This is a genomic window from Yaniella soli (assembly GCF_054782375.1).
Window position 1 is genome coordinate 163,709 of record NZ_BAAGSP010000002.1, and the last position, 18,334, is coordinate 182,042.

General features: G+C 58.4%; 15 protein-coding genes. 2 read left to right on the top strand and 13 right to left on the bottom strand.

The features are described 5' to 3' along the window. Positions 1-24 precede the first annotated feature (24 nt). The 12 genes from ACYVJT_RS01880 to ACYVJT_RS01935 form a co-directional block, all read right to left on the bottom strand. A complete protein-coding gene (locus tag ACYVJT_RS01880) occupies positions 25-1,665 on the bottom strand; it encodes an FAD-dependent oxidoreductase (protein ID WP_343958563.1) in 1,641 nt (546 codons plus the stop codon). Then, positions 1,662-2,741, bottom strand: a complete 1,080-nt coding sequence (locus tag ACYVJT_RS01885; RefSeq protein WP_343958561.1) for an alcohol dehydrogenase catalytic domain-containing protein — start codon at positions 2,739-2,741, stop codon at positions 1,662-1,664. Before ACYVJT_RS01885 ends, ACYVJT_RS01880 begins: the two co-directional genes overlap by 4 nt. A 21-nt stretch (positions 2,742-2,762) precedes the next feature. Next, a complete protein-coding gene (locus tag ACYVJT_RS01890; protein ID WP_343958559.1) occupies positions 2,763-3,056 on the bottom strand; it encodes a YciI family protein in 294 nt (97 codons plus the stop codon). A 60-nt stretch (positions 3,057-3,116) separates the two neighbouring features. Further along, on the bottom strand, positions 3,117-4,868 hold the full coding sequence (locus tag ACYVJT_RS01895; protein WP_343958556.1) for an FAD-dependent oxidoreductase: 1,752 nt from the start codon (positions 4,866-4,868) through the stop codon (positions 3,117-3,119). 12 nt (positions 4,869-4,880) lie between these two features. After that, positions 4,881-5,717 carry an aldo/keto reductase gene (locus ACYVJT_RS01900; RefSeq protein ID WP_343958554.1) on the bottom strand — a complete coding sequence of 279 codons (837 nt, stop codon included), beginning with the start codon at positions 5,715-5,717 and terminating at the stop codon, positions 4,881-4,883. Between the two features lie 12 nt (positions 5,718-5,729). After that, positions 5,730-6,563, bottom strand: coding sequence for a sugar phosphate isomerase/epimerase family protein (locus ACYVJT_RS01905; protein ID WP_343958552.1), 834 nt, complete (start codon positions 6,561-6,563; stop codon positions 5,730-5,732). Between the two features lie 20 nt (positions 6,564-6,583). After that, positions 6,584-7,741 (bottom strand): Gfo/Idh/MocA family protein, encoded by a 1,158-nt coding sequence (locus tag ACYVJT_RS01910; RefSeq protein ID WP_343958550.1) that lies wholly within the window; start codon positions 7,739-7,741, stop codon positions 6,584-6,586. A gap of 156 nt (positions 7,742-7,897) precedes the next feature. Beyond that, positions 7,898-8,698 carry an IclR family transcriptional regulator gene (locus ACYVJT_RS01915; RefSeq protein ID WP_343958548.1) on the bottom strand — a complete coding sequence of 267 codons (801 nt, stop codon included), beginning with the start codon at positions 8,696-8,698 and terminating at the stop codon, positions 7,898-7,900. Positions 8,699-8,741: 43 nt separating this feature from the next. Continuing rightward, complete coding sequence (locus tag ACYVJT_RS01920; RefSeq protein WP_343958546.1) at positions 8,742-9,620, bottom strand: shikimate dehydrogenase; 879 nt, start codon at positions 9,618-9,620, stop codon at positions 8,742-8,744. Further along, complete coding sequence (locus ACYVJT_RS01925) at positions 9,617-11,008, bottom strand: MFS transporter (protein ID WP_343958544.1); 1,392 nt, start codon at positions 11,006-11,008, stop codon at positions 9,617-9,619. Before ACYVJT_RS01925 ends, ACYVJT_RS01920 begins: the two co-directional genes overlap by 4 nt. Positions 11,009-11,119: 111 nt before the next feature. Beyond that, the gene (locus ACYVJT_RS01930) at positions 11,120-12,004 is read right to left on the bottom strand and encodes a LysR family transcriptional regulator (RefSeq protein ID WP_343958542.1); all 885 of its coding nucleotides are present in this window, start codon (positions 12,002-12,004) and stop codon (positions 11,120-11,122) included. Between the two features lie 14 nt (positions 12,005-12,018). Beyond that, entirely contained in the window at positions 12,019-13,791 is a 1,773-nt protein-coding gene (locus ACYVJT_RS01935; protein WP_343958540.1) for an FAD-dependent oxidoreductase, read from the bottom strand. Positions 13,792-13,949: 158 nt separating this feature from the next. Between ACYVJT_RS01935 and ACYVJT_RS01940 the strand changes: the two genes are divergently transcribed. Both ACYVJT_RS01940 and ACYVJT_RS01945 read left to right on the top strand, forming a co-directional pair. Continuing rightward, entirely contained in the window at positions 13,950-14,837 is an 888-nt protein-coding gene (locus tag ACYVJT_RS01940; protein ID WP_343958538.1) for a patatin-like phospholipase family protein, read from the top strand. 434 nt (positions 14,838-15,271) lie between these two features. Further along, complete coding sequence (locus ACYVJT_RS01945) at positions 15,272-16,690, top strand: IS30 family transposase (protein ID WP_343958893.1); 1,419 nt, start codon at positions 15,272-15,274, stop codon at positions 16,688-16,690. Between the two features lie 635 nt (positions 16,691-17,325). Here ACYVJT_RS01945 and ACYVJT_RS01950 read toward each other — a convergent pair. Next, positions 17,326-18,075 carry an SDR family NAD(P)-dependent oxidoreductase gene (locus ACYVJT_RS01950; RefSeq protein ID WP_343958532.1) on the bottom strand — a complete coding sequence of 250 codons (750 nt, stop codon included), beginning with the start codon at positions 18,073-18,075 and terminating at the stop codon, positions 17,326-17,328. Positions 18,076-18,334: the final 259 nt, after the last annotated feature.

An 18,334-nucleotide genomic window follows, 5' to 3' on the forward strand; every position in this document is an offset into this window, starting at 1 on the left:
GTTGCGGTCATGAGTGTGTTCGGGCTAGGACGCGACCGGCGCCAACACCGAGACGATGTGACTACCGGCGGCAAATCCGCGAGTGACGCCAGAACCTAAGGTTGCGCCACCGCCCGGATAGGTGTTGCGGAATACCCCGCCGGATACGTTGCCAGCAGCATACAGTCCGGCGATGGGTTCTTGGAACCGGTCGAGCACTTGGCCGTCGTGGTTGGTGGCCAGCCCACCGCTGGTGCCCAGCGCCCCGGCATGCAATGGCACAGCATAGTACGGGCCGGTCTCCAACGGGGCCATGCACGGGTTTGGTTCCACTGAAGCATCGCCGAGGTGGCGATCCTGTGCAGTCGAGCCGCGACCAAACGCGGTGTCGACACCGGTGCGGGCATCGGCATTGAACTGCTCAACCGTTTCGGCCAGCTGTTCGGGCTCGATACCGGTGAGCTCAGCCAACTCGGCCAAAGTGGATGCCGACAGCATCCAGTCTGGTGCGTCTCCGGGGGTTGATCCGGCGACCGGATATTTGCACATGAATGTGTGGTCGAAGACCAACCAGGCCGGGTTGTTTTCGGCCTTGCTGGTATTCGGGTCGATATTGGCAAAGACCCGCGCCGCGTCGTGATAGTTCAGCGCTTCGTTGACGAATCGGCGACCGGCCTGATTGACAGAGATCGACCCGGGTAGGGTCATCTCTACGTTGCCCATGCGTCCGGTCGGTTTGCCATCATAGGTTTGATTCTGAGCATTAATGATCGGCACGCCCCACACCGCCGTCATGTCCTGTAGGCTGGCACCGGCAGCCATGCCCAATTCGAGCCCGTCACCTTCATTTGACGGAGCACCGATGGGGGTGACATCCAAGGGCAGGAACGTTTCGCGAAGCCGCGGGTTGAATTCAAACCCACCCGAAGCGATCACCACGGCCCCCGTGCGCACCACGAAAGCCTCATCCAGGGTGACGCTCCAACCATCTTGACCACGTTGCAGATCGGTCACGGGCGTGCCCAACACGATGTCGACCCCGGCATCCAGTGCGCTGGCAGTCAATGAGCCAGCCAGCGCACCACCCATGGTGCGAACCCCGGCCTCGGCACGTTCGTTGAGCAGCGCAGGGTCCGGTGCGCGACCGTTGAGGTCATCGCGTTCGACCATGGTCAATAATGGAAAGTATGTGGGCTGGCGCAGTACCTCGGCGATTTCCGGGTAGTCGTCGGCACGAAACGCAGCATTATCGAGGCTACGACCACCGGCTGCCGCTCCTGGCCATTCCATGTGGTAATCGGGTCGGGTCAGCGGCAGCAGCTCCACTCGCGTGTGGGCGTCCAAGAACCGAACGGCTTCGCCACTGGTTGTGACATACCAGGCGATGTCGTCGGGTTCCATGATGTCGCCGGCCGCGGCCGTCAGATAATCGATACCTGCTTGTTCGGAATCCTCATAACCTGCAGCAGCACCGAGGTGGTTGGCGGGAGCCCAAATCACACCGCCACCCGCGGAAGTTGTACCGCCAAGTTTGGCGTCTTTTTCGACCACGACGACCCGCAGGCCATCGTGAGCTGCGCGGACGGCGGCGGTCAGGCCGGAAGCACCCGAGCCCATGACCACCACGTCGTAGCGGTCTGCCAGTTCGCTCGGTTGGGTAAAAGCAGATTCTTCGGTACGTATCATGAGTAATTGACCTCGAGAAATTGTTCGTCAGCGTTGGCCTGGTTGGCCACCGGCATATCGATAATGATTTTGCCGACCTGTGCCGTCGGATCTTCCATGGTTTCAAAGGCCTCGGACAACTGTCCTACGCCGAAGCTGTGCGTGATCAACTTATACGCCAGGTCCTGGCGGGAATTGAGCACTTCGAGCGCTTGGGGGATGAGGTTCAGCGAGTTGCGGCTCCCACGGATGTCGAGCTCTTTGAAGGGTACGTCGCGCATCGACAGTGCGGCCACCGCAGTGGAGATACCCACCTGAACAACGCGCGCGGTCGGCGCGGCAAGGCGCACAGCATTTTCAAAACTGACCGGCACACCGGTTGCTTCGATGACCAGCGTGGGGCCACCCAACGGGCAATGCTCCGCCAGCACATCGGCACCGGCGGTATCGAGAAATGGGTCGGTACCTGCGGCAATGGTAGCGACCGCACCGAAGTCACGGGCCAACTGCATGCGGTGTTCGTCCAGATCAGACGCGATGACCTTGACGCCGCGTTCGGTCAAAAACAAGGTGGCCAGCAGACCGATCGGACCACAGCCCAGCACCAGTGCGGTTTCGCCGGGCTGTGGAGTGCCGCGGTTGACGGCTTGCATGGCGATCGATCCGGGTTCCCCTAGCGCGGCTAACCGTAGCGGCATGTCCGACGGTAGCGGGTGGAGCTTTTCGACCGGCATCGCGATGAGTTCAGCCAGTGCGCCGTCCTCATAGCAGCCCAGGCACGAAATGGTTTCGCACACGTTATAGCGCTCCGCTGCACACGGGCCGCATGTGCCGCAGTAGACCATCGGACTCACAGCGACCGGAGTGCCAACGGCCAGATCGGAGGCTTGTGCATCGATCTGTTCGATCACGCCAACGAACTCGTGGCCTTGGACCATGGGGAGTTCTGTCGGGTAGTTGTCGTCCCAGATGGAGTGATCGGTGCCGCACAGGGCTACGTGGTGCACCCGAACCAGAGCGTGACCGTCGGTTACGACCGGATCAGGTTCCTCACGAAGTTCGATGGTGCGTCGAGCAACGGTATGAGCGCGAAGCATAGGGGATCCCTTCCTCCTAAATTATTCGCCGAGCAGTTTTTCTTTGCCGAAGAAGACGCCCCATTTGCGGATGCCGCGTTCGGCGATGAGGTTGTTCTTGGTGTATGGATCGTTGTCCATCAACTGCAGTGCATCGTTTTCGTCTTCACCGGTGATGATCAACAGTGCACCGGCACCGTCATCGACCGGGCCCGAGGCGAGCAGTCGACCGGCTTCGAACTGGCTCTTGAGGAATTCGACGTGAACCGGGCGGATTTCGTCGCGCTGTGCTGCGGTCGCGTCGTCGTAGTTGTAGTTGATTGCATAGATGTTCATAACTGAACTCCTGTATCTGTTGATGTTGCTGACCGATACGCGGTGTGCGTATCGGAAGGTTTAGTGAATCACCGGGTGGGTGACTTCGTAGTCGCTGACGCCTGCCAGCTCGCGTGCGGCTACATAACCAAAGGTCAGTGCGGGCCCGAGGTTGATACCACCGGCGGGATAGTGCCCACCCATGACCGAAACTTGATCGTTGCCGACGGCAAATAGCCCCTCAATCGTTTCTCCGGATTCGGAGAGTACTCGAGCCGAGGAGTCGACGTCGATGCCCGCGAAGGTGCCGAAGGAGCCGGGGCGAACCTTGACCGCATAGAACGGTCCCTTTTCGATTGGGGCAAGGCTGGGGTTCGGTCCGACCTTCGGATCGCCGCCCGAGCGGTTGAAAGCCGTTGCTCCGCGTCCGAACTCAGGATCAACACCTGCACGGGCGTTGACGTTGAATTGGGCAACTGTCAACTCGAGGTTATCGGCATCGATACCGCACTTTTCCGCGAGTTCTGCCAGCGTGTTGGCCTTGATGAGGTAGCCGTTGGCGATATACGGGGTCAGCGGTACCGGGAGTGGTTTGGCCATGCCCAATGGATACTTCCGCACGTAGCGCGAGTCGGCAATCTGCCAGGAGGCGGCCTCTTCGCCATCTGCGGTGTTGTCAAACATAGCGGCAACGTAATCGTAGTAACCGTTGGCTTCGTTGACGAAGCGTTTGCCGTTGGCCAGCACACCGATGCTGCCCGGTTTGGCACGATCCATGATGTGTGGGAACGTGCCGGTCGTGCCATTCGGATATTTGATCAAAGAGACAGGACACCATGCAGCCGGTGATGCGACATCGGTATTGAATTTCGCACCGACTTCCAGAGCCATATCCAGGCCGCTGCCGGACGCTTCTGGTGGCGTCAGGGTCCAGTGTGCCTGGCCGGTCGGGGTGTTGGGGAACAACTCCGCCCGACGACGAACATTCTGTGCGAACCCACCCGTGGCGAGGACGACGCCGGCATTCGCGGTGACCGTGTATCGGTTGGTGCCGGATACGACTTCAGCGCCGGTCACTGCGCCCGTGGCATCGGTCAACAGTTTTTCGGCACTCGTGGCGACTCGGAATTCGACCCCGAGATCGTCGGCTGATTTCATCAACCGTGCAGTCAAAGCCGTCCCGTTGACCAACTGCATATTGCGCTGGTGGAAGGCCAAATCAGCAAAATGGCGGGTCACGCGTTTCGTCGCATGGACCAACCCGGTGACCGCGCCCTGAGAGGCTGACAAAAACTTCTTGAGGTCATCACCGGCCATAATGCCCATACCCAAAAAGCTGGTGGCATAGAGCTGGTGCCGCATTTTTTTGCGGAGCTCTGGTCGGATTTCACGTGCGTCGTAGGGTGCCGGACCAACAGAGCGATGCCCGGTCCCGGCGCCAGGAAGGTCACCGTAGATGTCCTTGATCGCTGTGCCGGGGGTGAATTGCAGGGAGGTGCGATATTGGAAGAAATCCACCATGTGTGGCACGGCTTCGAGGAAGGCATCCACCCGATCTTCGTCGTAGTCTTCACCGATCGCATTGCGCAGGTACGTGCGGAAGGTCTCGGTGTCTTCATGCACGCCGTCGGCTTTGGCAAGTGAGTTGCCGGGCGTCCATGCCCAGCCGCCGGAAAAGGAGGTGGCGCCGCCGCACACATCAGCCTTTTCTATCACCAGCACGCTGAGGCCATGGTAAGCAGCGGTGACGGCGGTTGCCAGTCCACCGGCGCCGGAGCCGATGACGAGCACATCGACGGTGGTGTCGGTGAAATCTTGAGACGTGGTGGTCATGGTGTTCATCCTTTAGTGTCCAAATTCGTCGGCGTCGAGGCGCGGACCGGCACCCGTATCGAGCGCATCAATTGCGGCAACTTCTGCTGGCGTCAGGTGGAAATCGAATACCTCAAGGTTTTGACGCTGCCGAGTGTCATCGGCGGATTTCGGCACGGCAATACGACCGCTATCGAGGTGCCAGCGCAATACGATCTGCGCCGGGGTTTTGTCGTATGCTTCTGCCAGGGTGGTAACCGCTGGGTCGTCGAGGAATTCGCCGGCACGGCCTAGTGGGCTGTACGCGGCGGTAATCAGTTCATATTTGGCGTTGTGGGCCAACTGTGCTGGTTGCAGGTGATGGGGGTCGATTTGCACCTGGTTCATGACCGGAGTCAACCCGGCGGCATAGACCGCATCGAGGTGGGCTGGTTTGAAATTCGAGACACCCCAGCTGCGCAGTTTCCCGTCATCGACAAGCTCCTGGAGCCCTTCGCACGCGGCGACGAACTTGTGCTGGTCTGGGTTCGGCCAGTGCACGAGGTAGCTATCCAAGTAGTCGAGTCCCATGCGCTGCAATGATGCAGCGTAGGCCTGTTTCACTTCGTCGCGCCCATGTCCATCACGATTGAACTTGCTGGTCACCCAGAGGTCGTCGCGATCTGTGTCGGTGTCGACGATGGCGCGGCCAACGGCGTCCTCATTGTTGTAGTTGGTGGCCGTATCGATGTGGCGGTAACCCTTGTCGATCGCACGGAGCACGGCGTCGTAAGCTTCGTCGCCTTCCATGGGCCAGGTCCCCAGACCGATGGCCGGGATGGCGAGGTGATCTGTCAGCTGGATCGTTGCGTCTTGGCGCAGGGATGTCATGCCATTACTCCTTTACTGTCCGACCGCTTCGCGCAGCGCAGTGGCGTCACCGATGACCCGGTCGAGTCCGGCTTTCAATGTCTCAGCCCACGCTGTGTGGCCAATCCGTGCCACGGTGGCATCGGCGGGAGCTTCAACGCTCAGGGGCGTCTCGGCAGGCAACGCGGCCACGTAGTGAGACAGCCCAAATTCACCATCGCCAGGCACGCCACGTTGGCTTCGCGATTCGAGCACGAGTCCGTCACGATCAGCCGGCACTTTGGCCGGTCCGTCGCACAGCTGCAGCATGGGGATCAGTTCGGCGTATTCGGTTAACTGCTCGGTCGGGGTTGCAACGCGCGACAGGTGCAAGGTGTCGGCTACCAGTTGGCAACCGGCGGCCCGGGCGATGCGTGCTGCCTGAGGCAGCGTGTTCACGGCCTGATATGAGATGGCCTCGAGTGTTGGCATGATCCCGAATTGCCGTCCGTCCTCGGTCATCTGTGCCAGCAGATCGGTCAGCTGTGCTTCGTTTTCCAGGCTTGCGGCAACGGTCATGGTCTTGGCTCCGAGGGCCTGGCCCGCTTCCATCATGGCCAACCAGGCGTCGCGCTGGTCGCTGCCGTCGACTAAGAGAAATTCGATGTCTCCGACGGTCACTCCGGTTTCATCGATGGCGGCCAGCGTTTCGGCAAGCAGTGGGGAACCGGGTTGAAAATCATAGACGGGCTCGTTGCCTGTCACGGCCCGGACGCGTGCCCCGATGAAGTCGAAACCGACATCGGCGGCCAAGCGAATGAGCTGCGGTGCAGCAACATCCAGCAGTGACAGTTGGGCAAGCCCAAGAGGTTGGGTGGTTCGGTTCATAGCGTTCTCTTTCGTGTGTTCTATCGGGCCAGCGGCGTGGCGGCAATATCAAGACGGTCAAGCATCTCGTCTGGGACCTGCGGAGCGGCGGGTAATGGTGCAAAGTCGACGGGCTTGTTGGTCTGTGCCGAGTGGTAGATGGCCAGCAGAATACGCAAGGCGTTGGTGGCATCAGTACCGGTAACAGCAGGAGCGCGGTCATCTCGCACTGCCTCGACAAACTGGACGATCTGAGCCTGATGGTGCGCTATGAGCCCGCCATTGATCTGGGCCAGATCGATATTGGGGTATTGATCGGCCGGATGCCCCAGGGTGGCGTCAATACGGTCTTCAACCGTACGGATGGTGAGTCGTCCGTCGGTGCCTTCGGGAAATTCCGTGAGTTCAGCGGTTGCACCTGTCGAGCCGGTCAGGCGAATTTGGACACCGAGACCCGGATCGGTCGCCGTCGTCGCGTTGACCGTAGCCATCGCGCCCGAGCTGAATTGCAGCACGGCAGTGGCGGAGTCTTCGACGTCAATGTTGTCGCCGTGTTTATACGTGTTGATGCGGCCGTATACCTGGGCGACCGGGCCCATGTACCACTGCAACAAGTCCAGATAGTGGATTGCCTGGGTCATTAGCACTCCCCCACCATCGGCGTCCCAGGTTCCGCGCCACGCATCGGCGGCATAGTACTCTGGTGCGCGATACAGCTGCACTGCGACGTGGCCGAGTTTCGGTTCGCCGAGCGTGCCGTCGTCGATCAGCGACCGCAGTTGTTGCGCTGCAGGCCAGAACCGTCGTTGGAAAAGGACTCCGAGTTTTACACCTGCGGCTGCACAGGCATCGACCATGCGCTGGGCGCTGGCGATATCCACGGCGATGGGCTTTTCACACAGGACGTGTACACCGGCTGCGGCCGCGGCAATCGCAACAGCTTCATGAGTGGGATGTGGCGTACAAATCGAAATCATTTCGAGGTCGAGTGCCAGAAGCGCTTCGACTGAATCCACCGCGTGCTCAATATTCCAGTTCGTCGCGGTCATGCGAGCACGTGCGATATCCACGTCACACACCCCGATGACCTCAGCACCGTCAACTTCGGCGTACGCCTGGAGGTGGTTACTACTGATATTGCCGCAACCAACGATCCCCACGCGCAGTGGTGCCGCCACGGCGCTCATTTTGTTGTGCATGGTGGTCCCCTTCCCGGCGGCTCGACGTTATTCTTGCCGACCATCACAAACGACTGTAGGCTGAATCACTTCCCGAAACGTCGCTCCGCCCATTCAATGGGATCTGATCTTCGGATATGTCCTCTGACGTGGACGGTCCTTAATAGTTCGGACGTGCTAGGGCTGCTGCTTTGGCCAACGACGAGCCGAATACGGGCGATGTTCGGAACCCATCATCCGGGATAACGCTCGCCCAGCAGCCGCCAGGACCGGAATGATCAGTTGATGATTGTCTTCATCGCTAGAGGTGACCACGCTAATCGCACCAATCACTGCATTACTCTGACCACGCACCGGCACCGAATAGGCAACATTTTCGGCCACCAGATCTCCCGCGAGTCGTGCAAAACCGCGTTCGCGAATCCCCGCGAGATGGGCACGGATTCTGCCGGGACTCGTTTCGGTCCGCACCGTGGATTTCGGGAGATCTTGAGCCAAGAATTCTTCTTGGACGTGATACGGGGCGTTGGCGAGGATCGCCAATCCCGCCGACGTGGAATGCATGTTGAGCCGCCCGGCAACTTCGGCAAGGTTTTCGACCGTGCCGTGTCTGTCCATGCGTTCCAAATACAGCACTGTGTAGTCCTCAAACATTGGCACTGACAAAGAGACATGTTGTCGTACTGCTTCTTGAATCCCTTCGAGCACCGGGCGGCCCCTTTGACGAAATTCTTCGAGCGGATTCGACCGCGCGGCCAGCTCCCACATGAGGGTCCCTATACCGAAATTTCCACAGCTATCTCGGTCCAGCAGACCAACCTCACACAGTTCTGTGGCCAACCGGTGCGCTGTACTGGCTGGTAGTCCAGCCTCGCGTGCCAGCGCACTCGTGGTCAAACGAGGTGTGCTGCGCTCAAAGGCACTGAGCAAGCGAACCACACGCTCGACAACAGATTCGCCGGAACGAGAATTCGCCACGGTAGTCCTTTCGCCTGATGTATCGGTGCTGGCAGAGTCGCCGTTAATTGGCCGATGCGGCCAACGTCTCAGTAAGGTGCTGGCGCATCCGCTGACGATTCGCCGTCAGCCCGGTTTGTAATTCGAAGGTATCAGCGGCTTGTTCGACCAACATCGCCGTCCCGTTGACCGTGATGCAGCCCAACTGTTGTGCACCGTTGAGCAGCTCGGTTTGCACGGGACGATAAATCACGTCCGCTACCCAATGGCGCGACTGCAGCAGCCGGGTATCGAACGGGGTGCCGGGCAAATAGTCCATACCGATCGGGGTCGCGTTGATGACCGCATCGGCGGCCGGCACCCAGGCGTCGGCCCTATCAGGACCGCCGGTTTCTAAAACCACACCCGACGGCAGCGCTGGTGTCAGCACGTCTGCCAGACGCTGACGCTGGCCAGCATCCGTGTCGATGACATAGAGGTGTCGCACACCGTATTCGACGAGCGCGCTGGCTACCGCGGCCCCGGCGCCACCTGCACCGAAGAGCACCGCCGTGTCCCGTGCGGCCTCGGGAGCAAGCATGCGGTGCAGCCCGGCAAGAAAACCACTGTGATCGGTATTATGACCGACCCAACCGCCGGCTTCGTACACTACGTTGTTGACGGCACCGAGCCGGCGCGCTGCATCAGAGAGCCCATCGAGGAAAGGCACAATGGCTTGTTTATGCGGGTGCGTGACGTTGAAGCCGGTATACCCATCAGCGATGTAGCCTTCGAGTACCTGACCGAGTTGATCGTCGGTGATCGGCCGGCCGGCCAGGTCGATGAGTTCATAGCGGAAATCGCTGAGCCCGTGGGCTGCCGCTTCCGCCCGGTGTATGCCGGGCGAATGCGAAGTCCCGATATGGTCACCGATCAGTCCGATCCGATAGCCAGTGTTGCTCATTTCAGGCCAGCGTTTTTCTTGGCCGGGGTCATACCTAACTGGCTCGTCGGCGTGCGGTAGGTTTCTGGACCGGTAGCAAAGATAATGGCGGATCCGATGGCAAATGCCGCAGACATGATGGCAACCGGCAGCCAGTTCGTGGCGTCGTCGCCGGTCAGCATGGTACCGATTGCCGGGGTAAAGCCAGCAACCAGCAGCCCCAGCATCAGACCGATGGCCATGCCGGAATAGCGCACCTTGGCTGGGAACTGCTCTGGGAACGCAGCCATGTAAATACCGTTCGAGGCAGCGTAAAAGCCACCCATCATCACAATCGATGAGATAAAGACCAAGGAGACATCTCCGGTGCTGATGGCCCAGAAGAAGACAAACATCATCACGCCGGCACCGGCAGAACCGGTAATAAAGACGGGTTTGCGCCCGATCTTATCTGCCAGCAGACCATAGAGCGGTTGTGTGATGACCGCGGCAAAGTTCGATACGGCAATGGCGGCGAGCATCGTTGTTCGGTCGATGCCCACTTCCACCGCGTAGGCAAGGGCAAAGACGTTGACCATCGTGTTGATCATGGTGAAGGTTGACGAGAACGTAACCCGCAGCAGGGCTGGCAGGTTGTCGCGGAACAATACAACCATTGGCACTTCTGGGCCTTTGGTTTGTTGCTCTTCTTCGACCTCTTCGAATGCTTCAGGTTCTTCGAGTGCCCGGCGCATCCAGACCGCAACGAAGGTTAGCAGCACACTGATCAGAAACGGAATGCGCCAGCCCCAGCTCATCATCTGCTCATCGGGCAGCATCGCGACGGGGATGAAGACGAGCGTGGCCAAGACGATACCGAGCATGATGCCGCTTGCGGTAAAGCTGGCGAAGAAGGAACGACGATGTTCAGGAGCGTGCTCGACGGACAGGGATGCTGCGCCGGGGGATTCACCACCGGCCGACAGGCCCTGGCACAGGCGCAAGACAACTAACAAAATCGGTGCAAGAATGCCGACCTGTTGGTAGGTGGGGAGCACGCCAATGAGGAAGGTTGCGACTCCCATGAGCAGCAGGCAGGCCATCAGGGTCTTCTTTCGACCGAAGCGGTCGCCCAGGTGGCCCCACATCACCGCCCCGAGTGGACGAGCCACGTAGGCAACCCCGAGGGTGGAAATGGATAGCAGCACTGAGTTGGCACCATCGCCCGGAAAGAAGATATGCGAAAAGACGAGCGCTGCGGCTGAGCCATAGATGAAGAAGTCGTAGTATTCCAGCGCGCTGCCTAAGAAACCCGACATGGCGGCACGTCGGGCCTGTGGCGTTGTTGTCGTCAGGTTCGGCCCTGACTCATCCGGTTGTTGCACGACGTTAACCTGTGGGTCGTCATCGAATGTGTGCTTCATAGTCATGATGGTGGTCCTTTCCAGCTCCGTATTGGAGATCACCATCTAGCGTGTCTGACTACACCTAGTTTGTCCACGACTTAGATCCTCTAAGACTATGTGCAATAACAACACAATCTAGGGTAGGACGTCGCGCGCTAACTCCAAGAAGGCATCGCGCGCCTGTGACCCACGATTCTTTGACCACGCCAAACCGTGGTTCATGAAAACAGGCTCACCGCCCAAGGGGACGAATGTAGTGCCCGGCGGCACAACGTGTTCGATCCCGTCGGGCAGATAGGCGACGCCTACACCGGCAGCCACGAGCATCATGCTCATATACGGGTCGGTAATTTGTTGAGCGATATACGGCTGAAACCCAGCGTCCGCACACGCGCGTATCGTGTCTTCATAGAGCACCGAGCCCGCGGAAATCGGCGGGGTAATGAATGATTCTTCGGCAAACTCATCGAGCTTGGGACGCTCGGCATCCGCCATGGGATGATTGGCCGGCACGACCATGCCGAACGGTTCGGCCATAATCAATCGCGTCTCGGTGTTGATCGAATCAGTGGGGAGCCCAACGAACGCGATATCCATGGTGCCGGATTCAAGCTGAGACACCGCGTCCTGGGTCATGACGCGACCGACAAGGTTCAGCTCGATTTGTGGGTAGGCATCGCGAAGCGCCCGGGTGAGGAGCGGCAAGGCCATGTGGTTGAGCACACCGGTAAATCCCAGAGTGAGCTTGCCATAGACCACGCCCTCGGGCACCTGGACTGACTGCTGGGCCAACTGGAGTTCTTCCATCACGCCACGAGCATGCGGCAAAAAGGCGTGGCCGGCCGCAGTCAGCTCAACCGAACGTGTACTGCGAATAAAGAGCGTGGTCCCAACCGAGCGTTCCAGCTTCCGAATTGTCTGGCTCAGTGGCGACTGGGCCATGCGCAATCGAATGGCTGCATTACCGAAGTGTAGTTCTTCAGCAACGGCAATAAAGGCTTCCAGCCATCGGATCTCCATGTGCCCCATCTCCTTTACCGCAGAGTTTCGTTGTACTCCCCCATACTATCGACGAGCGGTGCGGCACCCAGAGCGTGCTGAGCTGCAGCCCAACCAAAGGTCATACCCGACCCAACCTGTGCTCCGGCTCCGGGATATTCAGACCCCATCACCGATGCTGCATCATTACCTACCGCATAGAGACCGCTCACGGGTTCTGCTGCCTCGTTGACTGCCTGGCCTTGAGCGTTCGTCAGGACACCATAGGAGCTCGCCAGCGGTGTGGGGTGCAAGGCGATGGCATAAAATGGGCCCTGTTGGATCGGGCCAATATTGGGGTTGGGCTTATGCGCCGGATCTCCGGCAACCGCGCCGAAGAGTAATTCGCCTTTGCCAAAATCTTCGTCTTTGCCCATCTTAGCGAAGCCGTTGTAGCGGTTCACTGTCGCCTTGAGTCCGGTGGCATCGACGCCGATCTGCTCGGCGAGCTCGGGCAAGGTCTTGCCTTCGAACAGGTAGCCCGAGCGAATATAGTGGCGCAGCGCAAAGCGTGGCAGGTGTGGCATCGTAATCATCCCCAACCCGTATTTAGCTAGGGTCTTCGAATCCACGACCAGCCAGGCTGGGATGGCCGCTTGATCTTTCGACGCAAACATCGCCCGAACAAACTGGTCGTACGACGTTGACTCGTCCACAAATCGTTGGCCGTTGGCGTCAACGGCGATCACCCCGGGTCGAGCGCGGTCCCAAATGTGAGGAAAGACCGCCTGGGAGCCGTCCTTCCTGCGACCTATAGAGCTGGGGAACCACAACGCGTTCTCGCCATCATCTCGGCCTGCAGCAGCGCCGGCCTTCTGGGCGAGTTTCAGCGTATCGCCGGTCGAGCCCTCGCCAGCACGCGAGTACTGTGGCGTTGGCGAGGGCATAAATTGCTCGCGCATTTCAGGGTTCTGAGGAAAGCCACCGGCGGCTAGGACGACGCCGCTGCGCACGGCAATGCGCCGGGTCGTCCCGTCTTGGGTGATCTCCACACCGATGACCGCGCCGTTGGCGTCAGTGACCAGTTGCTGTGTGGTGGTCTCGAACATAAAGTCCACGCCGTATTCCAGGGCCTTATGGTACATATTGGCGACCAGCCCATTACCCATGACTAAACGGGTTCCGCGCGGATAACTCAGACGATCAATGGCCCAGCGGATCCCGAGTTTTGCCGCCAATGCTACAGCCGAAGCGCGCTCGGTGATGCGACCGTCAAAGAGTTTCAACAGTTTGGCGACTTCTGCACGGCGCAGCATGAGCGTGCCCTTCATCAGGGCAAATTCTTGAACCGGAGGACGCACTCGACGGAACTGGGAGCGCGTCAGTTTCCGGCCGTCAAACGGCTCTGGCTCGAGGGCGCGGCCGGTTTTTCCGGTTTCCGGCAGTTCCGAATGATAGTCAACGACCGCAGGCGAACGCATGAAGTTCACCCCGAGTTCAGCCATGTCTTGCAGCATCTTCGGACCGTGCTCCAGGTAGGCCTGCCAGCCTTCACGCGGCGCCTTATCCCCCACAACAGCATCGAGGTAACGTTCAGCCCGGGCACGATCATCGGTGTTGCCATCTTCGCGCTGATAATGATTATCAGGGATCCAACAGGTACCGGCCGAATACGCAGTGGTTCCGCCGAGGTGCTTGGTTTTTTCGATCGTGACTACACTCGCACCACGACTCGCTGCGGTGAGCGTGGCAGACAACCCCGCTGCCCCGGTACCTAGCACGACCAGATCGACGGTTTCGTCCCAGTGTTGCGTTGACGTGGTTGGCATATTTATTTACTCCTCGAGACCTATATGATGCATGGCGGATACTTTGATGACCATTATGATCCAGGACACTATGTAGTGTCCACGACTAATTCGGTCACGAACTATGTACACAATACACACAATCTTCTCGATGCTTCTCCGTGTTCTAGGCTAGAGGGATGGAGCACACCAATCTGCTGAATGAGACGGCACTGTTATTTGAGGGCGGCGGCATGCGCGCCTCCTATACCTCGGGCATGGTGGTTACCCTGCTCGAAGAGGGCATTCACGCACCGTTTGTCGCTGGGATTTCGGCAGGCGCATCCCATACCGCCAACTACCTGTCAGAAGACGGCCCGCGAGCGCGCAGGTCATTCACCGATTTTGCGGCCGACCCGAATTTTGGTGACTGGCGCACGTTTTTGCGCGGCAAGGGGCTGTTTCACGCAGAGTACATTTATGAGCACGCGGGCTATCCCGGAATGCCGTTGGAATTTGATTGGGACACGTTCCAGCAGAACCCTGCACAGTTTAGGGTCGGCGGTTTCGATATCGACTCTGGCGAAACCGTGTGGTGGGGCAATGACGACGCCCCAACGATGCCGGATCTGATGCGCCAGGTTCGCGCGTCATCGACGATGCCGATTGTGATGCCTCCGGTCGAAATTGATGGTCGCACCTATGTGGATGGTGCACTGGGAACCGACGGTGGCGTCCCAATTTCGATTGCCCAGCAACACGGTTACCAGCGGTATTTGGTGATCATGACGCGGGAAAACGAGTACCGCAAACAGCCCGAGAAATTCCCAAAATTTTACCGCGCCTATTTCCGCAAATATCCTGCAGTGGCCGATGCGCTGATCACCCGCTGGTGGCGGTATAACCAAACCAAAGAACAACTGTTCGAACTGCAACGCCAGGGCAAAGCATACCTCTTTATCCCGGATGTCATGCCGGTGGCCAACGGCGAGCGCAATGTGGAAAAACTCAACGCTGCGCACACCCTTGGACTGGCCCAGGCGAGGCGAGAACTCCCGGCGATCAAAGAATTCTTAGGGCTGGACTAACTGGAGACTCCGTCACTCTCGTTACATTGTGTACGACTTGATTCGATTCAGCTATCGCCAGAGCGCTTAAATTTGGTTCAATACCGCTCAAGACATTGCTGCTCAGGTGGAAAGAAGCGTTAAGAACATACGCCAATAAGACAGGGCTTTGCAGGCAGGTTGGGCGCCCCTCGCTGAGTTGTCCAGACCTCCCTTAAAGAGCCGACGGACACTAATAATCACATTGGCCAGCGCGATGAAGGCGACGTTGACGATAACACGCCGTGCCGTGTTGATGAGCAGCTCGTTGAACCCACGGGTGCGCCTGGCATTGGTGCCTTTCACCACCAACGGAGCGGCGTGCCTGTTGCGAGGGGTTCGCCTTCGGTACTGGGCGGATTCAACTGGTCGTCGCAACACCTTGAACGTGGAGGTGTGTGGTGGGACAGAAAAACATGGCGAGATCGGACAAGCCAGCAGGTGCGCGGCGCCAGTGGGCGGCAGATCGGGCGTTGCGTGCGCCAATGCGTTCCCCTGGGCGGCCAGAGCCGTCGCGTGCGGTGCAGCGGCAGTTTTGGCGATTGATAGCCACCGGGATTACGACTGTCGAAGCAGCAGCCCAAGTGGGTGTGTCAAGCCCAGTGGGCATCCGCTGGTTCCGGCATGCTGGTGGGATGACACCGATTCGTTTGGATGAGCCGGTCGGCCGGTATTTGTCGTTCGATGAGCGTGAGGAGATCGCGATCCTAACATCTCAAGATGTTGGGGTACGTGAAATTGCTCGTCGGTTGGGCCGTGACCCCGGGACGATTTCACGCGAGTTACGGCGTAACGCCGCCACCCGGGGTGGCAAACCTGTCTATCGAGCAGGTGTTGCGCAGTGGAAAGCACAGCAAGCTGCCAAGCGCCCCAAAGTGGCCAAGATGGTAAAGAATCCACGGCTTCGTGACTACGTCCAGGACCGCCTGGCAGGACAGTTGCAGCACGAGGATGGCACGGTAGTTTCGGGGCCGAGGACACCGGTGTGGAAAGGCCTCAATAAACCGCATCGAGGTGATCGGAAGTGGTCAATTGCGTGGAGCCCAGAGCAAATTTCCAACCGGTTACCCCTGGATTTCCCCGATGATGAGAGTATGCGTATTAGCCACGAAGCGATCTATCAGTCCCTGTATATCGAAGGCCGCGGAGCACTGAAACGTGAATTGGTCGCAGCGCTGCGCACCCGTCGAGCATTGCGCAAACCCCGAGCCCGTTCGAAGAGTTCACCGCATGGCCATGTGACCGAAGAGGTCGTGATCTCTCAACGACCAGCAGAGGCCGCTGATCGGGCTGTCCCTGGACAGTGGGAAGGCGATCTGATCATCGGCACAGGGCGCTCAGCAATCGGCACCGTGGTCGAACGATCCAGTCGTAGTATCTTGCTGGTGCATTTGCCTCGGCTCAAAGGTTGGCGCGACACTCCACGAGTCAAAAACGGCCCAGCACTTAGCGGTTACGGTGCGGAAGCTATGAATCTCGCACTACAAGCGTCAATGACGCGTTTGCCGTTGCAACTACGCCAGACACTGACCTGGGACCGCGGAACAGAACTAGCTGCCCATGCCGATTTCACGCATGCTACCGGGACCAAAGTCTTCTTTGCCAACCCGCATTCACCGTGGCAGCGCCCAACCAATGAAAACACCAATGGCGTGTTACGGCAATATTTTCCCAAAGGTACCGATCTTTCCCGCTGGGAGGCCCACGATCTAGAATCCGTCGCCTTGGCGCTCAATAACCGACCACGTAAAGTCCTAGGCTTTAGAACCCCGGCAGAAGTCTTCGCCGAGCAGCTAGAATCAATACAAAATGGCAGTGTTGCAACCACCGATTGAACCTACCGGCTGAAGCTGCCATCCTTGGCTACATCGAGTCTTGGTACAACCGACGACGCCCCAACGAGCGCGCAGACGGGTACTCGCCCATGCACGCCTGGACCACCTTCGCTGAAGCTGACCGGCTACATGGTATCGCGGTACTCGCCCATGCACGCCTGGACCACCTACCAAATTTGCGACCAAGAACTCTTGGCCGCATAACCAGAAAAATAATCGAAGAAACTTGTCTCAAAAACTTGACGAGCGCAGTATGGGTGAATCGTTGCGGTTGACCCATGCTGCGGTCACACACAGAATGGGTTGCCGTTGCCATCGGTCCCCGCGGAAAGCTTGGGACTTGTTCGCCTCGACCTACCGGTAATCTCACCACCGTAGGCAGCGTCTTTTGACGATAGCCTCATCCGAGCACCCACAGATCTTCGAACTCGAACCCAACGATTCGGCCGTAGTAATCCAAACAGATCTGTTGTCCCAAAGCAATGAATATTCTAGTGACAATCCCAGCATCGCGACGACTTCGACTCGTGGTTGCTGAACGCATCAGGTCACTGGCTTCTGTCAGCGGCCGTCATATACTTGTTTTCCTGCCGTGTGACGGATTGAACACTGATCCCTATGCGGATAACGGACCTTTAGTCATACCAGCTTCCATCAATAGTCAAGCCCCCGTCTATAGGCAGACAGGCTCCATTGACGAAGCTAGACTTGTCTGAACACAAAAACACAATAGGTGAAGCTACTTCCTCAACGACTGGCATACGTCCAAGGGGGGTCCGTTTGGTCAGGGGGTCAACGCGGATCTGCTGATCTCCTATCAATTCATCAACTAGCGCTGTTCGCGTGGGGCCAGGGCCAACCGCATTCACTCGAACGCTATCGGGGCCCCATTCGACCGCAAGAGTTCGGGTCAACCCAAGAATCCCGGCTTTCGCCGTACCGTAACTCCCACGTCCAGGTGTACCATTTATTCCTGCAACGGAGGATACGTTCACTACAGCGGCAGTTTCATTCTGTTGGCTACCTAATTTGAGCAGTGGGTAGGCTGCCTGACAAACACGCATAGCCCCTCCTAGATGCACATCAAGCACTTTCGCAAAATCTGCATCGTCTAGACCATCGACTCGCGCGTGCCGAGCAAAACCAGCACAATTCACTAGGCCATTGAGCTTCCCTTCGGTTTGCGAGATATCCGCAAACGCCTCTTCAACCGACTCTCGATTTGTAACATCAAGCTGAATGCCTCTTGCATCTTTTCCTAATACTTGGACAGCGCCAGCCAGCGCTTCGACGTTCATGTCCAAGAGCAACACTTTGCCGCCACCATTTAGCCACTGTCGGGCAACTTCAAAGCCAATGCCACTTGCACCGCCTGTAACTGCCAAGATCCCTCTGTTTTCCATTACCTATTTTCCAATCATGTAGCATCAATGGAGTGTTTCTAAAGGACATTCCGCGAAAACGGGCACTTATCGGTTCGTTGAACGGAACTCCAAATTGATAGCTGTTCGATAGCGCTCTAAGGAGCCTTTAAATACATTCGTGTCTAGTACTACAGTCGTGTTTGTAAAGTGTGGCCGCGTGCTGTGTAGTGATATTGCTGGGCCCGGTATTGGTGTTGACGTCGCCATAATGAGGCTCGCA

Bases quoted from the DNA above. Each gene is read 5' to 3' on its own strand.
- ACYVJT_RS01880 (WP_343958563.1), bottom strand. From the start codon at position 1,665: ATGATACGTACCGAAGAATCTGCTTTTACCCAACCGAGCGAACTGGCA.
- ACYVJT_RS01885 (WP_343958561.1), bottom strand. From the start codon at position 2,741: ATGCTTCGCGCTCATACCGTTGCTCGACGCACCATCGAACTTCGTGAG.
- ACYVJT_RS01890 (WP_343958559.1), bottom strand. From the start codon at position 3,056: ATGAACATCTATGCAATCAACTACAACTACGACGACGCGACCGCAGCA.
- ACYVJT_RS01895 (WP_343958556.1), bottom strand. From the start codon at position 4,868: ATGACCACCACGTCTCAAGATTTCACCGACACCACCGTCGATGTGCTC.
- ACYVJT_RS01900 (WP_343958554.1), bottom strand. From the start codon at position 5,717: ATGACATCCCTGCGCCAAGACGCAACGATCCAGCTGACAGATCACCTC.
- ACYVJT_RS01905 (WP_343958552.1), bottom strand. From the start codon at position 6,563: ATGAACCGAACCACCCAACCTCTTGGGCTTGCCCAACTGTCACTGCTG.
- ACYVJT_RS01910 (WP_343958550.1), bottom strand. From the start codon at position 7,741: ATGCACAACAAAATGAGCGCCGTGGCGGCACCACTGCGCGTGGGGATC.
- ACYVJT_RS01920 (WP_343958546.1), bottom strand. From the start codon at position 9,620: ATGAGCAACACTGGCTATCGGATCGGACTGATCGGTGACCATATCGGG.
- ACYVJT_RS01925 (WP_343958544.1), bottom strand. From the start codon at position 11,008: ATGACTATGAAGCACACATTCGATGACGACCCACAGGTTAACGTCGTG.
- ACYVJT_RS01930 (WP_343958542.1), bottom strand. From the start codon at position 12,004: ATGGAGATCCGATGGCTGGAAGCCTTTATTGCCGTTGCTGAAGAACTA.
- ACYVJT_RS01935 (WP_343958540.1), bottom strand. From the start codon at position 13,791: ATGCCAACCACGTCAACGCAACACTGGGACGAAACCGTCGATCTGGTC.
- ACYVJT_RS01940 (WP_343958538.1), top strand. From the start codon at position 13,950: ATGGAGCACACCAATCTGCTGAATGAGACGGCACTGTTATTTGAGGGC.
- ACYVJT_RS01945 (WP_343958893.1), top strand. From the start codon at position 15,272: ATGGCGAGATCGGACAAGCCAGCAGGTGCGCGGCGCCAGTGGGCGGCA.